A 20,040-nucleotide genomic window follows, 5' to 3' on the forward strand; every position below is an offset into this window, starting at 1 on the left:
GGGGTGTGAGCCGCATGGATGCGGCGACCAAGCCTACAAGGACGTATTTACGGCGCCCCCCGCAACCGGACCCGCCCCGCCATCCCACAGGAAGCCAGCTTTGGGCCCATTCAGACAGGTAACTGACAGTCACAGGATAAGCAGACGCCTTGTTGTCTGGGGGCAACGGGCCCACATTCCTGTAAGGAAACGGGCCACCGGTCCGTTGTCGAGACGACAGGAGAACCGCATGTCCGCTTCCCCCACCGTAACCGCCGCCATCTCACGCGATCCGGCTACCGGCCAGCAGATCGCCAGCCACCCCTTCATCAACGAGGCCGAGCTGGGCGCGATCCTGGATCGCGGTCGCGAGGGCTTCGCTGCCTGGAGTGCACAGTCGCTGGAGCAGCGTGCCGGCGTGCTGCGGTCGATGGCCGCGGTGCTGCGCCGCGATCGCGAGACGCTGGCGGCACTGGCCACCGCCGAGATGGGCAAGGTCCAGGTCGAAGCGCTGGCCGAGATCGAAAAGTGCGCCGTGCTGTGCGAGTGGTATGCCGACAACGGCGCGCAGTGGCTGCGCGACGAGGCAACCCCGGTGGCCGACAACAAGGCCTATGTGTCCTATCTGCCGCTGGGCGTGGTGTTGGGCATCATGCCGTGGAACTTCCCGTACTGGCAGGTGATGCGTGCGGCGGTGCCGATCCTGATGGGCGGCAACGGCTTCCTGCTCAAGCCGGCGGAGAACATCGTGGGCACCGCCAAGCTGCTCGATGCCGCCTGGCGCGACGCGGGACTGCCGGCGGGCACCTTCATCGCCGCCAACATCAGTCGCGAAGGCACCAGTGCGGCCATCGCCGATGACCGCATCGCCGCGGTGACCCTGACCGGCAGCGTGGCCGCTGGCCGCAGCATCGCCGCCCAGGCCGGGCAGGCGCTGAAGAAGGTGGTGCTGGAACTGGGCGGCTCGGACCCGTTCATCGTGCTGGCCGATGCCGACCTGGAGGCCGCGGCCGATGCGGCCATCGCCTCACGCTTCCAGAACGCCGGGCAGGTCTGCATCGCCGGCAAGCGCATCATCGTCGAGGCGTCGGTCTACGACCGCTTCGTGACGCTGTTCTGCGAGCGGGTGCAGGCGCTGACCGTCGGTGACGGCCGCGAGGCCGGCAGCCGCATCGGCCCGATCGCGCGCCAGGATCTGCTGGAACAGCTCGATGCACAGGTGCGGGCATCCGTTGATGCCGGTGCCCGATTGCTGGCCGGCGGCCAGCAGCTGGATCGCGCCGGCAGCTTCTACGCGCCGACCGTGCTGGCCGACGTTACACCGGGCATGCAGGCCTTCGATACCGAGACCTTCGGTCCGGTGGCCTCGATCACCCGCGCCCGCGACGCCGATCACGCGGTGGAACTGGCCAACCAGAGTGAATTCGGCCTCAGTGGCAACCTGTGGAGTGGCGACCATGAGCGCGCCAAGCAGCTGGCGCGCCGGCTGCAGACCGGGGGTGTGTTCGTCAATGGCTTCTCTGCCTCCGATCCGCGCGTGCCGATCGGTGGGGTGAAGAAGAGCGGCTTCGGTCGCGAACTGTCGCACTTCGGTATCCGCGAGTTCGTCAACGCGCAGACGGTGTGGTTCGACCGTCGTTGACGCCGGTCCTTGCCCTTATCTGCAACGCTTCATCACCACTTCCAGCGAGAAGGACGTCATTCCATGTCCAAGGGTTCCGATCTGCTCGTCGCCGCACTCGAAAACGAGGGCGTCGAGCGTATTTTTGGCATTCCCGGTGAGGAGAACCTCGACGTCGTCGAGTCGCTCCGCCATTCCAGCATCGAACTGGTCATCACCCGCCATGAGCAGGCCGCGGTATTCATGGCCGCCACCTATGGCCGCCTGACTGGCAAGCCGGGGGTGTGCCTGGCCACGCTCGGCCCGGGTGCGCTCAACTTCACCACCGGTGCGGCCTATGCCCTGCTCGGTGCCTGGCCGGTGATCATGATCACCGGGCAGAAGGGCATCGTCGCCAGCAAGCAGGCACGTTTCCAGATCGTGGACATCGTCGCCACGATGAAGCCGCTGACCAAGTCCGCGCGGCAGATCGTCTCGGCGCGCACCATTCCGACCATCGTGCGCGAGGCGTTCCGCACCGCGCAGGAGGAACGCCCGGGCCCGGTGCTGCTGGAACTGCCCGAGGACATCGCGGCGATGGAGGTGGAGGACGTGGCGCTGATCCCGCCGCACCCGGTCGACCGGCCGATCGCCAGTCCCGAGGCGCTGGAGCGCGCCGCAGAGATCATCCGCAACGCCCAGCGGCCGCTGTTGATGATCGCCTCGGCGGCATCGCGGCCGCAGTCGAGCGAGGCGCTGTCGGCCTTCGTGCTGCGTGCCGGCATCCCGTTTGTCACCACGCAGATGGGCAAGGGCGCGGTGACCGGTGGGTCGGGCCTGTACATGGGCACCGCGGCGTTGAGCGAACGCGATTACGTGCACATGGCCATCGACCAGGCCGACGTGATCGTCACCGTCGGCCATGAGGTCACCGAAAAACCGCCGTTCGTGATGCACCCGGGCGGGCCGACGGTGATTCATATCGGTTACTCGCAGGCGGCGGTGGAGCAGGTGTACTTCCCGCAGGTCGAAGTGATCGGCGATATCGGCCGCTCGCTGACCCTGCTGGCCGACCGCATCGAGGGCCGGGTGGCCCATGCCGATGCGCTGCTTCCGCTGCGCGCGACGATCCTGGAGCACCTCGGCGACCGCGCCGAGGAGGCCGCCTTTACCCCGCAGCGGCTGGTGCACGACGTGCGCCGGGTGATGCCGCCGGACGGCATCGTGGCGCTGGACAACGGCATGTACAAGATCTGGTTCGCGCGCAACTACCGTACCCAGGTCGCCAACACCCTGCTGCTGGACAACGCGCTGGCGACGATGGGCGCCGGCCTGCCGTCGGCGATCATGGCCTCGATCCTGTATCCGCAGCGACGGGTGCTGGCGGTGTGCGGCGACGGCGGCTTCATGATGAACAGCCAGGAGCTGGAAACCGCCCGCCGGCTGGGCCTGAACCTGGTGGTGCTGATCGTCAACGACGGTGCCTACGGCATGATCCGCTGGAAGCAGGCGGTGGATGGCTTCGCCGACTACGGCATGACCTTCGGCAACCCGGACTTCGTCACCTATGCACAGGCCTATGGCTGCAAGGGCCATGCGGTGACCGCCATCGAACAGTTCATCCCGACCCTGGAAGCGGCGTTCAACGAAGGTGGGGTGCACCTGGTGTCGGTGCCCATCGACTATTCGGAGAACCAGCGGGTGTTGGTGGAGGAGCTGCGCCAGGCGTTCCCGCCCGTGGCCGGCTGAGGCGTGCGGGGCGCAGCCGGGCCGCTCTGGCCCGGCTGCGGCAGGGTGGTTTTGGTATGCTGTTGGGCCGGCTGTGCCCGGCGTATTACCCCCCCCCTCACTACACGATTCCCGCAGATCCATGAGCGAAGCTACCGATACCCCCCCCGTTGACGAAAACAAGTTGATCGCCGAGCGTCGCGAGAAACTCAACGCATTGCGTGGGCAGGGGATCGCGTACCCGAACGACTTCCGTCGCGAGCACTTCGCCGGCCAGCTGCAGACGGAATTCGTCGATGCCGGGCAGTGGACCGCCGAGGCCCTCGAGGCCGCCGACCGTTCGGTGCGGATGGCCGGCCGGCTGATGGCCAAGCGGGTGATGGGCAAGGCCAGCTTCGCCCAGATCCAGGACGAGTCCGGCCGTATCCAGCTGTTCCTGCAGGGCAATACCCTGGGCGATGCCTACACCGCCTTCAAGGGTTGGGACGTGGGCGACATCATCGCCGTCGAAGGCAGCCTGACCCGCACCAGGACCGGCGAACTGTCGGTCAAGGCCACCAGCATCCGCCTGCTGACCAAGTCGCTGCGCCCGCTGCCGGACAAGTGGCATGGCCTGTCGGACGTGGAGCAGCGCTACCGCCAGCGCTACGTCGACCTGATTGTCACCCCGGAAGCACGCGAGGTGTTCATCAAGCGCTCGCGGATCATCCGCGCGATGCGTTCGTGGCTGGACAACCGCGACTTCCTGGAAGTCGAAACGCCGATGATGCATTACATCCCCGGCGGCGCCACGGCCAAGCCGTTCACCACCCACCACAACGCGCTGGACCTGGACCTGTACCTGCGCGTGGCACCGGAGTTGTACCTCAAGCGCCTGGTCGTGGGTGGCCTGGAGCGCGTGTACGAGATCAACCGCAACTTCCGCAACGAAGGCGTCAGCACCCGCCACAACCCCGAGTTCACCATGATGGAGTTGTACGAGGCCTACGCCACGTACAACGAAGTAATGGACCTGACCGAAGGGGTGATCCGCGACGTGGCCAGCCAGGTGCTGGGCACCACCACGGTGGACTGGGACGGTGCCAGCATCGACCTGGCCCCGGCCTTCCGCCGCTGGCGGATGGATGAGGCGGTGCGCCACCACAACCCGCAGATCAGTGCGGCCGACTGCACCGACCGCGACGCGCTGGCCGCGCATTGCGAGCGCCTGAAGATCCGGATCAAGCCGTCCTACGGCTGGGGCAAGCTGCTGCTGGAGATCTTTGAAGCTACCGTCGAGCACACCCTGATCCAGCCGACCTTCATCACCGATCACCCGGTCGAAGTCTCGCCGCTGGCGCGTGCCAATGATGACCAGCCCGGTTACACCGATCGCTTCGAGCTGTTCATCAATGGCAAGGAGCTGGCCAACGGCTTCTCCGAGCTGAACGACCCCGAAGACCAGGCCGCGCGCTTCCAGGCGCAGGTCACGGCCAAGGACGGTGGTGACGACGAGGCCATGCACTACGATGCCGATTACATCCGTGCGCTGGAGTATGGCATGGCCCCGACCGGCGGCCTGGGCATCGGCATCGACCGTTTGGTGATGCTGCTCACCGGCAGCAGTTCGATTCGTGATGTACTGCTGTTCCCCTACATGCGCCCCGAAAACTGAGACGTAGGTCCGGCTGTCCGCGTTGGGCAGCCCGGCCGGGGTTCCGCTGGCATGGCCGCGCGCGTATCGTTTCCACGTGGTCTTTCCAGTCGTCGCAAGGGTGGCCACGCACCATGGTCGGTCCAGGGGGATGCATGACATCGGCATCACACTGTGACTACGATCATGAACCGGGCGATCACGACGGGAGGCGGATCCATGCAAGGTGCCAGTGTGCAGAGTGGCGGAATCTCTTTTCCGCAGCATGTTCCAGTGTGGTCCAGAAAGACGGCGGAAGCAGCCTTGAATATTGTCATCGTCGATGATCAGACATCCGCGCGCACCATGCTGCGTCATGTCATCGAGGACATCGCGCCGGAACTGAGCGTGCGTGACTTCGGCGATCCGCTGACCGCGCTGGCCTGGTGCGAATCGCACCCGGTGGATCTGTTGCTGCTCGACTACCGCATGCCGGAGATGGACGGCCTGGAATTCGCCCGTCGCTTCCGCCGGCTGCCCAAGCATCGGGACATCCCGGTGATCCTGATTACCGTGGTGGGCGATGAGCCGATCCGCCAGGCCGCGTTGGAAGCGGGCGTGATCGATTTCCTGGTCAAGCCGATCCGTCCGCGCGAACTGCGCGCGCGCTGCTACAACCTGCTGCAGTTGCGACAACAATCGGAGACGGTCAAACAGCGCGCGTTGTCGCTGGAGCAGCGGCTGCTGGCCAGCATGCACGAAGTGGAAGAGCGCGAACGCGAAACGTTGTCGCGGCTGGCGCGTGCGATCGAGTTCCGTGATGCCGGCACCAGTGCCTATCTGGAGCGGATGGCGCACGTGGCCGGGTTGATCGCCGAACAGCTCGGCCTGCCCGAGGAAGAGTGCAAGCTGATCGAGATGGCCGCGCCGCTGCATGACATGGGCAAGATCGCCATTCCCGATGCGGTGCTGCTCAAGCAGGGCAAGCTCAACGAAGAGGAGCTGGTGATCATGCGCCGGCACCCGCGTATCGGCTATGAGCTGCTGAGTGGCAGCCAGAACCGCTTCATCCAGATTGGTGCGCTGATCGCGCTGCGCCACCACGAACGTTACGACGGCAGCGGCTACCCCGATGGCCTGATCGGCGATGCGATTCCGCTGGAAGCGCGGATCGTGGCGGTCGCCGATGTGTTCGATGCACTGATCTCGCCACGCCCCTACAAGGAAGCGTGGACGATGGAAGCCACGCTTGCCTACCTTTACGCCCAGCGCGGCCGGTTGTTCGATCCGCGTTGCGTGGACGCACTGTTGAAGGGACGCGAGCAGCTGGACGAGATCTGTGCGCAGCATTCGACGGCTTCCTCCCGACCGGGGATGTGAGGTGCGGCCCCTGTACCCGTGGCTGAAGCGTCGCCTGGCGCAACGTCCGGATACCGAGCACGGCCAGGCCACCGTGCGGGTGGCGCTGATCTCGCTGATTCTGCTGTACGTGCTGCTCACCGGCGCGCGCAACCACCTGCTGACCACCCAGTACCACGACGTCCTGGTCACCGCGGTGGTGGGCCTGGTGATGTCGTTGGGGTTGTTTGGCTGGCTGCTGTGGCGCCCACAACGCTCCGACCTGCGGCGGGTGGTGGGCATGCTGGCCGACTATGGCCTGATCGCCCTGGGCATGATCCAGATGGGCGAGCCGCTGGGCTGGGTGTACGCCGTGGTGATGTGGGTGACGGTCGGCAACGGCCTGCGTTATGGCAACCGCTACCTGGCCGCCGCGATCGTGCTGGCCATGCTCAGTTTTGGTGCAACCGCGCTGTTGACGCCCTACTGGGTGGCCAATGGCAGACTGGCTTTCTACCTGTGGCTGGGGTTGGCGGCGGTGCCGCTGTGCTGCTCGACCCTGCTGCGCCGACGCATGCGACCGACGACCATGAACGATATCCCGCAGGGCAATGTTGCCAAGGGCCACCTGCTGGCCCGGGCCAAGCGGCGCCTTTCCGGGCGTCCTGACAGCGAGCATGCGCAGAACCTGATCCGCCTGGCGATCACCACGCTGTTCATCGTCTACCTGGGCTGGCGCTACCTGGAAAACCACGGCGATACGCTGCTGGCCACCTGGCTGATCCTGGCCTTCGAGCTGACGGTCTCGGCCGGCCTGCTGGCCGCCATGCTGGTGCAGCCAGGGGTGTCGCACGTGCGGCGGGTGATCGGCATGGTCACCGACTACTCCTGCATGGGGCTGATCATGACCATCCAGGGCGAGCCGGCCGCGCCGCTGTATGCGGTGTGCCTGTGGGTCACCATCGGCAACGGCATGCGCTATGGCAGCAGCTACCTGCGCGTGGCCACCGCGATGGGGTGCCTGGCCTTCCTGTGCACCATTACGTTGTCGCCCTACTGGCAGCAGCACAGCTACCTGGCGTGGGGCCTGCTGCTGGGGCTGGGCGCGATCCCGCTGTACTTCGACTCGCTGCTGCACGCCCTGACCCGCGCAGTGGCCGAGGCGCGCCAGGCCAATGAAGCCAAGAGCCGCTTCCTGGCCAACATGAGCCATGAGTTCCGCACCCCGTTGAATGGCCTGGCCGGGATGACCGAGGTGCTGGCCACCACGCGGTTGGATGAGGAGCAGCGGGAGTGCCTCAACACCATCCAGGCCTCGGCCCGCAGCCTGTTGGCGCTGGTGGAGGAAGTGCTGGACATCTCGGCGATCGAAGCCGGCAAGGTACGGGTGGAGCGGCATGAGTTCGCCCTGGCCGATGTGCTGCAGGCGATCAACCTGATTCTCACCCCGCAGGCGCGGACCAAGGCGCTGGACTACCGCGTGGTCGTGGACGAACAGGTGCCGCCGCGCCTGTACGGCGATGCCGGGCACCTGCAGCAGATCCTGTTGAACCTGATGGGCAATGCGGTGAAATTCACCGACGCCGGGTTCGTGCAGTTGCGGGTGTCGGTGCTGGAGGGGCAGGGCGGTGAGCGGGTGATGCTGCGCTTTGAAATCCTCGACAGCGGTATCGGCGTGCCGCCGGCGCTGCGCGAGCGCCTGTTCGATGCATTCGAGCAGGCCGACGTCGGCTTGTCGCGCCGGCATGAAGGTACCGGCCTGGGCACCACGATCGCCAAGGGCCTGGTGGAATCGATGGGCGGGCGCATCGGGTATGCGCCCAGTACGACCCGGGGCAGCCTGTTCTGGGTGGAAATCGCGCTGGATGTGGCGACCACCCCGGTGCTGGCCGCCGACACCGCCGAAAGCGGCAACGTCATCGCCTTCTCCAATCCGTTCCTGCGCCATCGGGCACGGGTGCGCAGCCTGCGCATCCTGGTGGCCGATGACCACGAAGCCAACCGCATGGTGCTGCAGCGCCTGCTGGAAAAGGCGGGGCACAAGGTGTTCTGCGTGAACGGGGGCGAGCAGGTGCTGGACCTGCTGGAGCAGGCCGATTTCGATACCGCCATCGTCGACCTGCACATGCCGGGCATGAGCGGGCTGGACCTGCTCAAACAGTTGCGGGTGATGCAGGCCAGCGGCATGCCCTACCTGCCGGTGATGGTACTCAGTGCCGATGTCACCCCCGATTCGATCCTGCGGTGCGAGCAGGCCGGGGCACGTGCGTTCCTGGCCAAGCCGGTGGTGGCGACCCGGCTGCTGGACATCCTGGCCGACGTGGCCGCCAACATCCGCACCGAGCCGGGCCTCCCGTCGGTGCCGGCGGCACCGGTCATCGCCGGTGCGCTCGATCCTGCGGTACTGGACGAGCTGGCGGCATTGGGCATGGGCGATGGCTTTGAACAGCAGTTCGTGGCGCAGTGCCTGAATGACCTCGACGACTGCATGCTGCGCCTGCAGCGTGCCGGTGAAACCCAGGGCTGGGACCCGCTGCGTGAACACGCCCACGCGCTGCGCGGGGTGGCCAGCAATCTGGGCCTGGTCCAGGTGGCCAGTGGCGGTGGCGAACTGATGCGCATGCCCGACTGGCAGCTCAAGGCCGAGTGGAGCGCACGCAGCGCGCACCTGGCCAACGCCCTGCGCCAGGGAAGGAAGGCACTCGACGCCCGTGCTGTCGCCCAGCGACAGCAGGACGGCGGCGAGTGCACGCCCTCCTGACCACGACGCCGGATCAGCCGGCGTCGCCGCTCCGCCGTCCCTGCGCGCGGACCAGGCGATCCATGGTCCGCAGCGACTTCTCACCCAGCTGCATCGCCGTATCGACCCAGATTTCGGTGATCCGCATCATCTCGTGCAAGGGCACCATCGTGGCCACCTCGTTGACCTCGCGCATGGCCGCCCACGCGTGCGGGATGCGCTTGCTGTCCTTGATCACCTGTTCGACCGCGGCCACGCCTTCACCGGCCGGGACCACCACGTCGACCAGACCCATGTCGAACAACTGGCGGGCGCTGTAGAGGTTGCCCTCGAGCATGATCTTCTCGGCCAGGCGCGGGCTGATCCGCTGGCACATGAAGGAATACGCGCCCATGCCGGGGAACAGGTCGAACAGCACCTCCGGCAGGCCCATCAGGACGCCTTCCTCGGCCACGATGGTGTGGCAGCTCAAGGCCGCCTCGAAGCCGCCGCCGAGGGCGTTGCCCTGCACCAGGGCGATGCTGTGCGCACGCACGCCCAGGCCGGCATGGAAGGCGTGCACGCCACGCACGCAGCGCTGGGCATAGTCGAGCAGACGCGGGCGATCACCGTCGCGGATCAGGCGGCAGAACAGTTCCAGGTCGCCGCCGAGGTTGAACACATCGCTGTCCGAGGCCAGCACCACGTGCGGCGACAGCGCATGGGAAATGCTCAGGCGCTCCCCCAGCTCGCGCTGGTAACCGACGATGTCGTCCACCAGGCGCGAGGCGAAGCACGGGCGCCCCGGTTGGTTGACCAGGTTGGCGTGCATGTGGATCCAGTACACGTCGCGCTGCGGCTCTTCGGTGATGCGCAGGGTCGGGTGCAGCTGTGGGCGGGGGGCAAAGGGATGGACTGCAGACATGGGAGTTCTCCGTGGGACCGTCCGGCCCACCGCAGAGCGGACGGAGAATGAAGGGGGGAGGGAGCTGAGCGTGCGGCGGCGAGTGATTCTATGCGCGGGATGTGAACCGCCTGCAAGCGCCGGTCCGGCCCGGTGTGTTCCGGAACGCAAAAGGCCCCTGCCGTCGCCGGCAGGGGCCTTGGGTCGTTCGGGGGCGTGAAAGCCTTATGCGGCGGGGGGCGGAGCGTCCCGCAGCTCCCGTCGCAGGATCTTGCCGACGTTGGTTTTCGGCAGTTCCTTTCGGAATTCAACGATTCGGGGGTGCTTGTAGCCGGTCAGGTTGGCGCGCGCATGTTCCTTGACCATCTCGGCAGTCAGGTTGGGGTCCTTCTTGACGATGACCACCTTGACCACTTCACCGGACTTCTCGTCCGGCACGCCCACCGCGGCGACCTCAAGCACGCCGGGCATCATCGCGATGACGTCTTCCACTTCGTTGGGGTACACGTTGAAGCCGGACACCAGGATCATGTCCTTCTTGCGGTCCACGATGAAGAAGAAGCCCTGCTCATCCATGCGCGCCATGTCACCGGTGTGCAACCAGCCCTCGGCATCGATCGCCTGGGCGGTTTCTTCCGGACGCTGCCAGTAGCCCTTCATCACCTGCGGGCCCTTGATGCACAGTTCGCCCACTTCGCCCGGGGTCAGGGTCTTGCCGTCGTCATCCTTCACGCAGGCGTCGGTGGACGGGATCGGCAGGCCGATCGCGCCGTTGTACTCGGCCAGGTTGAGCGGATTGATGCAGGCCGCCGGCGAGGTCTCGGTCAGGCCATAGGCCTCCACCAGGGTTACCCCGGTGGCCTTCTTCCAGCGCTCGGCCACCGCGCGCTGCACGGCCATGCCACCGCCAAGGGTGAACTTGACCGAGGAGAAGTCGATTTCCTCGAAGCCCGGTGTATTGAGCAGGCCGTTGAACAGCGTGTTGACCCCGGTGATGGCGGTGAAGCGGGTCGCCTTGAGTTCCTTGACGAAGCCCTTCATGTCGCGTGGATTGGTGATCAGGTGGTTGCAGCCACCGAACTTCATGAAGACCAGCCCGTTCGCGGTCAGCGCGAAGATGTGGTAAAGCGGCAGGGCGGTGATGATCACTTCCTTGCCCGGCTCGATGCCCGAGGTGGACAACCATGCCGAGGCCTGCTGCATGTTGGCGATCAGGTTGCGGTTGGTCAGCATCGCCCCCTTGGCCACGCCGGTGGTGCCACCGGTGTACTGCAGGAAGGCGACGTCGTCGTGGTCGATCTCCACTTTGGGCAGGGTGTGGGCGCTGCCCAGCTTGAGCGCCTGGTTGAAGCGCACCGCACCACGGATGGTGTAGTTGGGCACCATCTTCTTGATGTACTTCAGTACGAAGTTCACCAGCACGCCCTTGGCACCGAGCATGTCGCCCAGGCCGGTGGTGATCACCTGCTTGATGGGGGTGTCGGCGAGGACCTGCTGGACGGTGTCGCCGAAGTTGTCGACCACCACCAGCACGGCCGCACCGGAATCCACCAGCTGGTGTTTGAGTTCGCGGGCGGTATACAGCGGGTTGACGTTGACCACGGTCAGGCCGGCACGCAGCACGCCGAAGGTGGCCACCGGGTACTGCAGGCAGTTGGGCATCATCAGGGCGACGCGATCGCCCTTTTTCAGCTGCAGCTCACCGAGCAGGTAGGCAGCGAACTGCTCGACCAGGGCATCGGTCTGGCCGTAGGTGAGCTGCTTGCCGAAGCTGGAGTAGGCGGGACGGTCGCGGTACTTGGCCACCGAGGTGTCGAACACGGCGGAGACCGAAGCGAACTCGTTGACGTCGATTTCGGCGGGTACGCCGGCGGGATAACTCTGCAGCCAGGGTCGTTCCAGACTCATATTCCCCCTCCAGGAATCGTTGATGAAATGACGCGATGACAGAGAGTATCCGTCAGTTCACGTCCCGGCAGCATACCGTTCCGAATGGAAAACGCGAAGGGGGTGTGAAAACGGCGCGCGGCCGCTGTTGCCTACCGCCCCGACCATCGGTCGGCGCCTGCCGATTGGCACCTGCGCCAACGGCTGCCCCTGCCGACGGCACATCCCCGGGTAGGTCACGACCGTTGGTCGTGACGCCGTTGTGGTTGGTCGTGACGCGGCGGTGGTTGGTCGTGACGCCGCTGTGGTTGATCGCGACGCCGTAGCGGTTGATCGGGGCGCATTGACGGCCACCCCGACCAACGCTCGGTGCCTACCGGCCGGCCAACTGCCGCAGCACGTACTGCAGCAGGCCGCCGTGCTTGAAGTACTCCACTTCCTTCGGGGTGAGCAGCATCACGTGCACCTGGAAGGTCTTGGTGGTGCCGTCGGTCTTGCTTGCGGTGACCGTGGCGGTCTTGCTGGCACCGTCGTTCAAGCCGGTGATGTCGATACGCTCCGAGCCATCCAGGCCCAGGCTCTGTGCATTCTCGCCGGCCTTGAACTGCAGCGGCAGCACGCCCATGCCCACCAGGTTGGAGCGGTGGATGCGTTCGAAGCTTTCGGTAATCACGGCCTTGACGCCGAGCAGGTTGGTGCCCTTGGCCGCCCAGTCACGCGACGAACCGGTACCGTATTCCTTGCCGGCGAACACCACCAGCGGAACGCCGTCGGCCTTGTACTTCATGGCCGCGTCGTAGATGGCCAGCTTCTGCGGCTGGCTGCCGTCGGTGGGGAAGTACAGCGTGTTGCCGCCTTCTTCGCCGCCGAACATCAGGTTCTTGATGCGGATGTTGGCGAAGGTGCCGCGGACCATGACGTCATCGTTGCCGCGGCGGCTGCCGTAGCTGTTGAAGTCGGCCGGCTGCACGCCGCGTTCCTGCAGGAAGCGGCCTGCCGGCGAATCCTTCTTGATGTTGCCGGCCGGGGAGATATGGTCGGTGGTGATCGAATCGCCGAACAGACCCATCACCCGCGCGCCATGCACGTCGTCGATGTGCCCGACCTGCATGGTCATGCCGTCGAAGTAGGGCGGGTTCTTGATGTAGGTCGAGTTGCCATCCCAGGCGTACAGGTCGCCGTCGGGCGACTGGATGGTGTTCCAGCGGGTGTCGCCCTTGAACACGTCGGCATAGTTCTGCTTGAACATCTCCGGCCCGATGGTGGCGGCGATGACGTCGCCGATTTCCTTGTTGGTCGGCCAGATGTCGCGCAGGTAGACCGGGTTGCCGTCGGGGTCGTTGCCCAGCGGCTCGGTGGTCAGGTCGATGTCGGTGGTACCGGCGATGGCATAGGCCACCACCAGCGGCGGGCTGGCCAGGTAGTTCATCTTTACTTCGGGGTGCACGCGGCCCTCGAAGTTGCGGTTGCCCGACAACACCGAGGTCACCACCAGGTCGCCGCTGGCGATGCCGGCGCTGACTTCGGTAGGCAGCGGGCCGGAGTTGCCGATGCAGGTGGTGCAGCCGTAGCCGACCACGTAGAAGCCGATCTTCTCCAGCTCGGTGAGCACACCGGCCTTTTCGAGATAGTCGGTGACCACGCGCGAACCTGGGCCGAGCGAGGTCTTCACCCACGGCTTGCGGTCCAGGCCCTTGGCCGCGGCATTGCGGGCGAGCAGGCCGGCACCGATCATCACCGCCGGGTTGGAGGTGTTGGTGCACGAGGTGATCGCGGCGATCACCACCGCGCCATCCTTCAGCCGGAAGCGCTGGCCGTCCACCTCGATATCGGCATAGCCACGCGCCAGCTGCTCGTTGCCAACGGCCGCACCACCGCCTTCGTTGACGAACTTGGAGACATCGTCGGTACGCTTGTCGCGGTTGGTGATGAGCCCGCCGAGGTTGTCGCGGTAGTTCTGCTTAACGTCTTCGAGCAGTACGCGGTCCTGCGGGCGCTTGGGACCGGCCAGCGACGGCTTGACCGTGGCCATGTCCAGTTCCAGCGTGGCGCTGTAGCTGGCGTGCGCGGTCTGCGCGTCGTGCCACAGGCCCTGGGCCTTGGCATAGGCCTCCACCAGGGCGATCTGCGCCTCGCTGCGGCCGGACAGGCGCAGGTAGTTCAGCGATTCGTTGTCGATCGGGAAGATGCCGCAGGTGGCACCGTACTCGGGGGCCATGTTGCCGATCGTGGCGCGGTCGGCCAGCGGCAGGTGCTGCAGGCCTTCACCGAAGAACTCGACGAACTTGCCGACCACGCCGTGCTTGCGCAGCTGCTGGGTGACGGTGAGCACCAGGTCGGTGGCGGTAGCGCCTTCGGGCAGCTTGCCGGTGAGCTTGAAGCCGACCACCTGCGGGATCAGCATCGAGGAGGGCTGGCCCAGCATCGCCGCTTCCGCTTCGATGCCGCCCACGCCCCAACCGAGCACGCCGATGCCATTGATCATGGTGGTGTGGCTGTCGGTGCCGAACACGGTGTCGGGGTAGGCGACCGCCCGGCCGTCCTTGTCGGCGGTCATCACCACCCGGGCCAGGTTCTCCAGGTTGACCTGGTGGACGATGCCGGTGTTGGGCGGAACCACCTTGAAGTTGTCGAAGGCCTTCTGGCCCCAGCGCAGGAAGCCGTAGCGCTCCTGGTTGCGCTGGAATTCGATCTTGCCGTTGAGGTCCAGCGCGTCCGGGGTGCCGAACACATCCACCTGCACCGAGTGGTCGATGACCAGTTCGGAGGGAATCTGCGGGTTGATCTGCTCCGGGCGGCCGCCGAGCTTGACCACCGCATCGCGCATCGCGGCCAGGTCGACCACGCAGGGCACGCCGGTGAAATCCTGCAGCACCACGCGTGCGGGCATGAAGGCGATTTCGATGTCCGGCTCGGCCTTCGGATTCCACCGGGCCACCGCTTCGATGTGGTCGCGGCCGACGGTGGCGCCGCCGTCCTCATGCCGGAGCAGATTCTCCAGCAGGATCTTCATCGAATAGGGCAGGTGGGAGATGTCGAACTGCTGCCCGAGCTTGGGCAGGCTGAAGTAGTCGAAGGTCGTGCCGCCGACGTCCAGCTGGCTACGGGTGGAGAACGAATCGCTCATGTGGGATGACTCCTCTTGCGGATGGCTTGCATTGGCCCGCCCGAGGCAGGCCTGCTTGCGTTTGCCGGTGGCCCTGAAGCTCCGGATCGCCTCCAGTATGAAGGATCCGGTGCCGCTCCAAGGCAGGTCTGGCATGGGACGCAAGGTTACACAGGTGCATGTAGCGTGGATGTCATCGACATGGCCGGAAAATGCAACCGCCCCCCGGCGCTGCCCCGGTCACGGCTTGCCGCGCCACCGGCTCATCAGCATCTGCAGGAAACGCTCGGCACTGGGCGAGAGCAGCGCGCCGCGACGGCGCACGATGCCGATGGTGCGCGACACCACCGGGTTGCCGATCGGGCGGGTGACCAGGGTGGGGTGCTCCCCGTCGGGGGTGGCCATCTTCGGCAGGACCGACACGCCGATGCCCGCTTCCACCATGCCCAGGGAGGTGGACAGGTGGGTGACTTCGTAGTGCCAGCTCAGTTTCAGGTTCTCCCGCGCCAGTGCACCATCGAGCAGCGTGCGGTTGCCGCTGGTGCGGTGCACGGTGATCAGCTGGTGCCGGGCCAGGTCGGACCACTCCACCTTGCGCTTCCTGGCCAGCGGATGGTCGCGGCGGCAGGCCAGCACGAAGGGGTCTTCGGCAAGCACGTCGAAATCCAGGTTGGGATCGTTGGCGCCCATGAAGTTGATGCCGAACTCGACCTCGCCGCGCTCCACCGCCTGCAGGCCTTCGATGGCGGGAATATCCAGGATGCGGAAGCGCACGTTGGGGTGCGCTTCGTGGAAGCGTGCCATGACGCTGGGCAGGAAGTAGAACGCGGCCGTGGGCAGGCAGGCGATGGTGACCGTGGCGCCGCGGCTGTCATCGCTTCCGCGCAGCGAAAACAGCGAGCCATCGAACTCCTCCAGCATGCGCCGCACCAGCGGCAGCAGGTTCTCGCCCACGGCGGTAGTGCTGACGCTGCGGGTGGTGCGCTCCAGCAGCGGTGAACCCACCGCCTGCTCCAGTTTCTGGATACGCCGGCTCAGCGCGGGCTGGGACACGTGCAGGGCTTCGGCAGCGCGGTGGAAGCTGCGTGTCTCGGCCACCAGCAGGAACGCGCGCAGGTCGAGGATCTCGCAATTGATGCTCATTTGGTATTAATCATCCAAAAAACAGCAATTCACAGATTAATCCGTGTCATGCCAGTATCGAATCACCGGGGGATATTGATCCTCAATACGCATCAATCTATCACACGTATGTCCAACGATCTCCCCAGCATTCCCTGCGTGCTCATGCGCGGCGGCACCTCCAAAGGGCCGTTTTTCCTGGCCACCGACCTGCCGGCCGACATCGCCGCGCGCGATCGCCTGTTGCTGGAGGTGATGGGCTCGGGTCATCCCTTGCAGATCGATGGCATCGGCGGCGGCAACGCGCTCACCAGCAAGGTCGCCATCATCGATACCGCCAGCCGCCCCGATGCGGATGTGGACTATCTGTTCGCCCAGGTCCGGGTGGAGCAGCAGGTCGTGGATACCTCGCCGAACTGCGGCAACATGCTCGCGGCGGTGGGGCCCTACGCCATCGAGAGCGGGCTGGTGAAGGCCCGCCACCCACGCACCGAGGTGCGCATCCACAACGTCAACACCGGCAAGCTGATCGTGGCCACGGTGGAAACCCCGGGCGGCCAGGTGGTGTATCGCGGCGACACCCACATTGCCGGCGCGCCCGGCGTCGCCGCGCCGGTGCAGCTGGCGTTCCTGGATGCCGCCGGGTCGCGCACCGGGCACCTGCTGCCGACCGGGCAGGCCATGGAGCAGATCGATGGCGTCACCGTGAGCCTGGTCGATTGCGCGATGCCGATGGTGATGATCCGCGCGCTGGACCTGGGCGTGCAGGGCGGGGAATCGGCGGCCGAACTGAATGCGAACCCCGCCCTGCTGCAGAAGATCGAGGCGATCCGTGTCCAGGCCGGTGCGCGGATGGGCATCGCCGATGCCGGCAGCAAAGTCATTCCCAAGCCGGTGCTGCTTTCTGCACCGCAACACGGCGGGCACCTGCAGGTGCGCTACTTCATGCCCCACCAGTGCCATACGGCGCTGGCGATCACCGGCGGGGTGGGTATCGCCACCGCGGCGGCCACGGCGGGCACGCTGGCCAACACTTTTGTCGGGTGTGTGCCGATGCCCGGCCGGATTACTCTCGAACATCCGAGCGGTGCCCTGGACGTGGGCTTGAGCCGCAGTTCGGAGAACGCCCCGATCGTCGCCAGCGTGGTCCGTACCGCACGCCGGTTGTTCGAAGGCCGGGTGTTCGCCACCACGCCCCTTTCCACCGACGCTGCCGCATGGATATCGGCGGCATGACCTGAGCCAGGACACGGCCGACCCAACAGAAACAGAACAAGAACGCTCCACATCCTGGGAGGGATAGATGTACAAGCACTTCTTCACCGCCGCGCTGGTCGCGGCAACCCTGGCCATGGCCGGTTGCGGCAAGGGCGGCGCCGACGGCACCGCTGCCAACGGTGGCGACAGCGAGCCGGTCCGCATCAGCGTGGGCTCCTACAACCTCAACAACCTGCCGTTCTTCATCGCCGATGCCAACGGCTACTTCGACCAGGTCGGCCTGAAGGTCCAGACCGAGAACTTCGCCCAGGGCGGCTCGAAAGTGCTGCAGGCGCTGGTGGCCAACTCTACCGACGTGGCCGTGGGCTTCTACGACCACACCATCCAGATGCAGGCCAAGAACAAGGACGTGGTCGCCTTCGTGCTGCTGTCGCGCAACTCGGGCCTGGTGATGGCCGGGCGTGACGGCACCACCTTCGATCCGGCCAGGCCGGCGACCATCAAGGGGCAGAAGGTCGGCATCACCGCGCCGGGCTCGTCCTCGGACTTCTTCGTGCGCCATTTCCTGGCCCAGCATGACATCCCGGTCGACAGCATCTCGCTGATCGGCGTGGGCTCGGGCGCGGCGGCGGTGGCGGCGCTGGAGCAGGGCAAGATCGACCTGCTGGTCAACTATGATCCGGCCGCCACGCTCATCACCGAGCGCAAGGTCGGCCGGATCATCCTCGATGCACGCAGTGATGAAGGGGCGCGGCAGGTCTACGGCGGCCTGTACCCGACCTCGGTGATGTATGCCAACCGCAGTTTCCTCGACAAGCGCCCGCAGGCGGCCGAAAAGATCGCCCGCGCCGAGCAGATGGCGCTGAAGTTCATCGCCGACAACAGCGCCGAGGACATCGTTGCGGCATTGCCGGACAGCTATGTCTCCGGCGACCGCGCCACCTACGCCCGTGCGGTGGAGAATGCCCGCGCCATCTTCACCACCGATGGGCACTTCACCCCGGCCGACCTGGAAACGCCGCTGAAGGTACTGCGCGAGTTCAACAAGGATGTCGCCAACACCGACATCGACCTGTCCAAGACCTACACCAACGCCTTCGTCGAGCGCGCCAGCGCCACGACGAAGGCGGCCCAACGTTAAGCGGAGGTAATCCCATGGCCCTCAATGCCAGCGTGCGCCACCTCAACGGCGCGCCGCAGCTGGAACCTGCACAGACCATGGTCGCCATCAACAAGGTGACCATGTCCTTCGGCGAGTTCACCGCCGTGCGCGATGTCGACATCCAGGTCGCCGACGGTGAGTTCCTCGCCATCGTCGGTCCCACCGGTTGCGGCAAGAGCACCGTCCTCAACTCCGTGGCGGGGCTGTTGACCCCGACCTCCGGCGACGTGGCCATCGACGGGCGGCCGGTCAATGGCGTGCAGGAGTCGGTCGGCTATCTGTTCCAGCAGGATGCACTGCTGCCCTGGAAGACCGCCTACCAGAACGTGGAGCTGGGGCTGCGCTTCCGCGGCGTGGCCGAAGCCGAGCGCCGGCAGAGGGTCAACGCCTGGCTGGCCAAGGTCGGCCTGACCGGTTTCGAGCACCGCTACCCGCACCAGCTTTCCGGTGGCCAGCGCAAGCGCGTGCAGATGGCGCAGGCGCTGATCGTCGAGCCGAAGGTGATGCTGATGGACGAGCCGTTCTCGGCACTGGATATCCACACCCGCCACCTGATGCAGAACGAACTGCTGCGCCTGTGGCAGGAGGATCGCCGCTCGGTGATCCTGATCACCCATGACCTGGAGGAGGCCATCGCGCTGGGCGACCGCGTGGTGGTGCTGTCCTCGGGGCCTTCCAGCCGCGTCGTGCGCAGTTTCGACGTGGATCTGGAGCGACCGCGCAACGTTGCCGAGATCAAGCTCGACCAACGTTTCACCGACCTGTACCGCGACATCTGGGCTTGCCTGCGCGGCGAAGTGGAGAAGAGCTATGCACGCCAAGACTGATCGGTTCATCCAGCTGGCCCTGGTGGTCGCCGTGTTCGGCGGCTGGGAGGGCGGCATCGCACTGGGCCTGATCGACCCGTTCTTCTTCCCGGCACCGAGCGCGATCCTTCAGCAGGCCTGGACGTGGTTGTCCGATACCTCGTTCTACCAGCACGTCTACATCACCCTGACCGAGACCGCGCTGGGCTACCTGATCGGGACCGCGCTGGGCGTGGCCGGCGGGGTGTGGCTGGGCCTGAGCCGACGCTCGGCGCGCATCCTGGACCCCTTCATCAAGGGCTTCAACGCGATCCCGCGCGTGGTACTGGCACCGATCTTCGTGCTCTGGCTGGGGCTGGGCCTGTGGTCGAAGGTGGCGCTGGCGGTGACGCTGGTGTTCTTCACCACGTTCTTCAATGCCATGCAGGGCGTGCGCGAAGTGAACCCGGTGGTGCTGGCCAATGCGCGCATCCTCGGTGCGGGCCGCAGCGACCTGCTGCGCCATGTGTACTTCCCGGCGGCGGCGAGCTGGATCCTGTCCTCGCTACGCACTTCGGTGGGCTTTGCGGTGGTGGGCGCGATCATCGGTGAGTACCTGGGCGCTTCGGCGGGCCTGGGGTACCTGATCGCGCAGGCCGAGGGCAACTTCAATGCAGTGGGCGTGTTCGCCGGCATCATGATCCTGGCCGCGTTCGTGCTGGTCATCGATGCGCTGCTCGACGTGGTCGAAAACCGCCTGATCACCTGGCGTCCCAACACCCAGGGCCAGGCCACCAGCTGAGCCTGGCTGGCGTGCCGCCGGACTGACCGGCGGCACGCCGCGCGACCCATCCCCCGCATCACGCAACAGGCCAGCGCC

The 20,040-nt window shown here is 66.1% G+C and carries 13 protein-coding genes; 9 read left to right on the top strand and 4 right to left on the bottom strand.

Annotation, left to right across the window (positions count from 1 at the left end; genetic code table 11):
• Nucleotides 1-229 precede the first annotated feature (229 nt).
• From AC3IR9_RS09055 to AC3IR9_RS09075, 5 genes are all read left to right on the top strand, one after another.
• Nucleotides 230-1,621, top strand: a complete 1,392-nt coding sequence (locus AC3IR9_RS09055; protein ID WP_489295405.1) for an NAD-dependent succinate-semialdehyde dehydrogenase — start codon at nt 230-232, stop codon at nt 1,619-1,621.
• Nucleotides 1,622-1,684: 63 nt separating this feature from the next.
• Nucleotides 1,685-3,328: an acetolactate synthase large subunit gene (locus AC3IR9_RS09060; RefSeq protein ID WP_489295406.1), complete on the top strand. Its 1,644-nt coding sequence runs from the start codon at nt 1,685-1,687 to the stop codon at nt 3,326-3,328.
• A 121-nt stretch (nt 3,329-3,449) separates the two neighbouring features.
• Nucleotides 3,450-4,961, top strand: coding sequence for a lysine--tRNA ligase (gene lysS, locus AC3IR9_RS09065; protein WP_489295407.1), 1,512 nt, complete (start codon nt 3,450-3,452; stop codon nt 4,959-4,961).
• 198 nt (nt 4,962-5,159) lie between these two features.
• On the top strand, nt 5,160-6,299 hold the full coding sequence (gene rpfG / locus AC3IR9_RS09070) for a cyclic di-GMP phosphodiesterase response regulator RpfG (protein WP_489295408.1): 1,140 nt from the start codon (nt 5,160-5,162) through the stop codon (nt 6,297-6,299).
• A gap of 547 nt (nt 6,300-6,846) precedes the next feature.
• Nucleotides 6,847-9,018, top strand: a complete 2,172-nt coding sequence (locus AC3IR9_RS09075; protein ID WP_489295768.1) for a response regulator — start codon at nt 6,847-6,849, stop codon at nt 9,016-9,018.
• Between the two features lie 13 nt (nt 9,019-9,031).
• Here AC3IR9_RS09075 and rpfF read toward each other — a convergent pair whose 3' ends face one another.
• From rpfF to AC3IR9_RS09095, 4 genes are all read right to left on the bottom strand, one after another.
• Nucleotides 9,032-9,901: a diffusible signal factor synthase RpfF gene (gene rpfF, locus AC3IR9_RS09080; protein WP_489295409.1), complete on the bottom strand. Its 870-nt coding sequence runs from the start codon at nt 9,899-9,901 to the stop codon at nt 9,032-9,034.
• A gap of 204 nt (nt 9,902-10,105) precedes the next feature.
• A complete protein-coding gene (locus AC3IR9_RS09085) occupies nt 10,106-11,788 on the bottom strand; it encodes a long-chain fatty acid--CoA ligase (protein ID WP_489295410.1) in 1,683 nt (560 codons plus the stop codon).
• A 352-nt stretch (nt 11,789-12,140) separates the two neighbouring features.
• Entirely contained in the window at nt 12,141-14,894 is a 2,754-nt protein-coding gene (acnA, locus tag AC3IR9_RS09090) for an aconitate hydratase AcnA (protein WP_489295411.1), read from the bottom strand.
• A gap of 219 nt (nt 14,895-15,113) precedes the next feature.
• Nucleotides 15,114-16,016 (bottom strand): LysR family transcriptional regulator, encoded by a 903-nt coding sequence (locus tag AC3IR9_RS09095; protein WP_489295412.1) that lies wholly within the window; start codon nt 16,014-16,016, stop codon nt 15,114-15,116.
• Between the two features lie 108 nt (nt 16,017-16,124).
• Here AC3IR9_RS09095 and AC3IR9_RS09100 point away from each other — a divergent pair, with 108 nt between their 5' ends.
• The 4 genes from AC3IR9_RS09100 to AC3IR9_RS09115 all read left to right on the top strand — a co-directional run bounded on the left by AC3IR9_RS09100 (nt 16,125) and on the right by AC3IR9_RS09115 (nt 19,962).
• Nucleotides 16,125-17,231: a 4-oxalomesaconate tautomerase gene (locus tag AC3IR9_RS09100; protein WP_489295413.1), complete on the top strand. Its 1,107-nt coding sequence runs from the start codon at nt 16,125-16,127 to the stop codon at nt 17,229-17,231.
• Between the two features lie 67 nt (nt 17,232-17,298).
• Nucleotides 17,299-18,354, top strand: coding sequence for an ABC transporter substrate-binding protein (locus AC3IR9_RS09105; RefSeq protein WP_489295414.1), 1,056 nt, complete (start codon nt 17,299-17,301; stop codon nt 18,352-18,354).
• Nucleotides 18,355-18,368: 14 nt separating this feature from the next.
• On the top strand, nt 18,369-19,202 hold the full coding sequence (locus AC3IR9_RS09110) for an ABC transporter ATP-binding protein (RefSeq protein ID WP_489295415.1): 834 nt from the start codon (nt 18,369-18,371) through the stop codon (nt 19,200-19,202).
• Entirely contained in the window at nt 19,186-19,962 is a 777-nt protein-coding gene (locus tag AC3IR9_RS09115) for an ABC transporter permease (protein ID WP_489295416.1), read from the top strand. The genes AC3IR9_RS09110 and AC3IR9_RS09115 overlap by 17 nt, the downstream gene beginning before the upstream one ends.
• Nucleotides 19,963-20,040 lie beyond the last annotated feature (78 nt).

It is taken from the genome of Stenotrophomonas sp. GL_101 (assembly GCF_057835675.1).

What these genes read in the sequence shown, in the direction of transcription:
- AC3IR9_RS09055 (WP_489295405.1), top strand. Translation starts at nt 230, where the DNA reads ATGTCCGCTTCCCCCACCGTAACCGCCGCCATCTCACGCGATCCGGCT.
- AC3IR9_RS09060 (WP_489295406.1), top strand. Translation starts at nt 1,685, where the DNA reads ATGTCCAAGGGTTCCGATCTGCTCGTCGCCGCACTCGAAAACGAGGGC.
- lysS (WP_489295407.1), top strand. Translation starts at nt 3,450, where the DNA reads ATGAGCGAAGCTACCGATACCCCCCCCGTTGACGAAAACAAGTTGATC.
- rpfG (WP_489295408.1), top strand. Translation starts at nt 5,160, where the DNA reads ATGCAAGGTGCCAGTGTGCAGAGTGGCGGAATCTCTTTTCCGCAGCAT.
- AC3IR9_RS09075 (WP_489295768.1), top strand. Translation starts at nt 6,847, where the DNA reads ATGAACGATATCCCGCAGGGCAATGTTGCCAAGGGCCACCTGCTGGCC.
- rpfF (WP_489295409.1), bottom strand. Translation starts at nt 9,901, where the DNA reads ATGTCTGCAGTCCATCCCTTTGCCCCCCGCCCACAGCTGCACCCGACC.
- AC3IR9_RS09085 (WP_489295410.1), bottom strand. Translation starts at nt 11,788, where the DNA reads ATGAGTCTGGAACGACCCTGGCTGCAGAGTTATCCCGCCGGCGTACCC.
- acnA (WP_489295411.1), bottom strand. Translation starts at nt 14,894, where the DNA reads ATGAGCGATTCGTTCTCCACCCGTAGCCAGCTGGACGTCGGCGGCACG.
- AC3IR9_RS09095 (WP_489295412.1), bottom strand. Translation starts at nt 16,016, where the DNA reads ATGAGCATCAATTGCGAGATCCTCGACCTGCGCGCGTTCCTGCTGGTG.
- AC3IR9_RS09100 (WP_489295413.1), top strand. Translation starts at nt 16,125, where the DNA reads ATGTCCAACGATCTCCCCAGCATTCCCTGCGTGCTCATGCGCGGCGGC.
- AC3IR9_RS09105 (WP_489295414.1), top strand. Translation starts at nt 17,299, where the DNA reads ATGTACAAGCACTTCTTCACCGCCGCGCTGGTCGCGGCAACCCTGGCC.
- AC3IR9_RS09110 (WP_489295415.1), top strand. Translation starts at nt 18,369, where the DNA reads ATGGCCCTCAATGCCAGCGTGCGCCACCTCAACGGCGCGCCGCAGCTG.
- AC3IR9_RS09115 (WP_489295416.1), top strand. Translation starts at nt 19,186, where the DNA reads ATGCACGCCAAGACTGATCGGTTCATCCAGCTGGCCCTGGTGGTCGCC.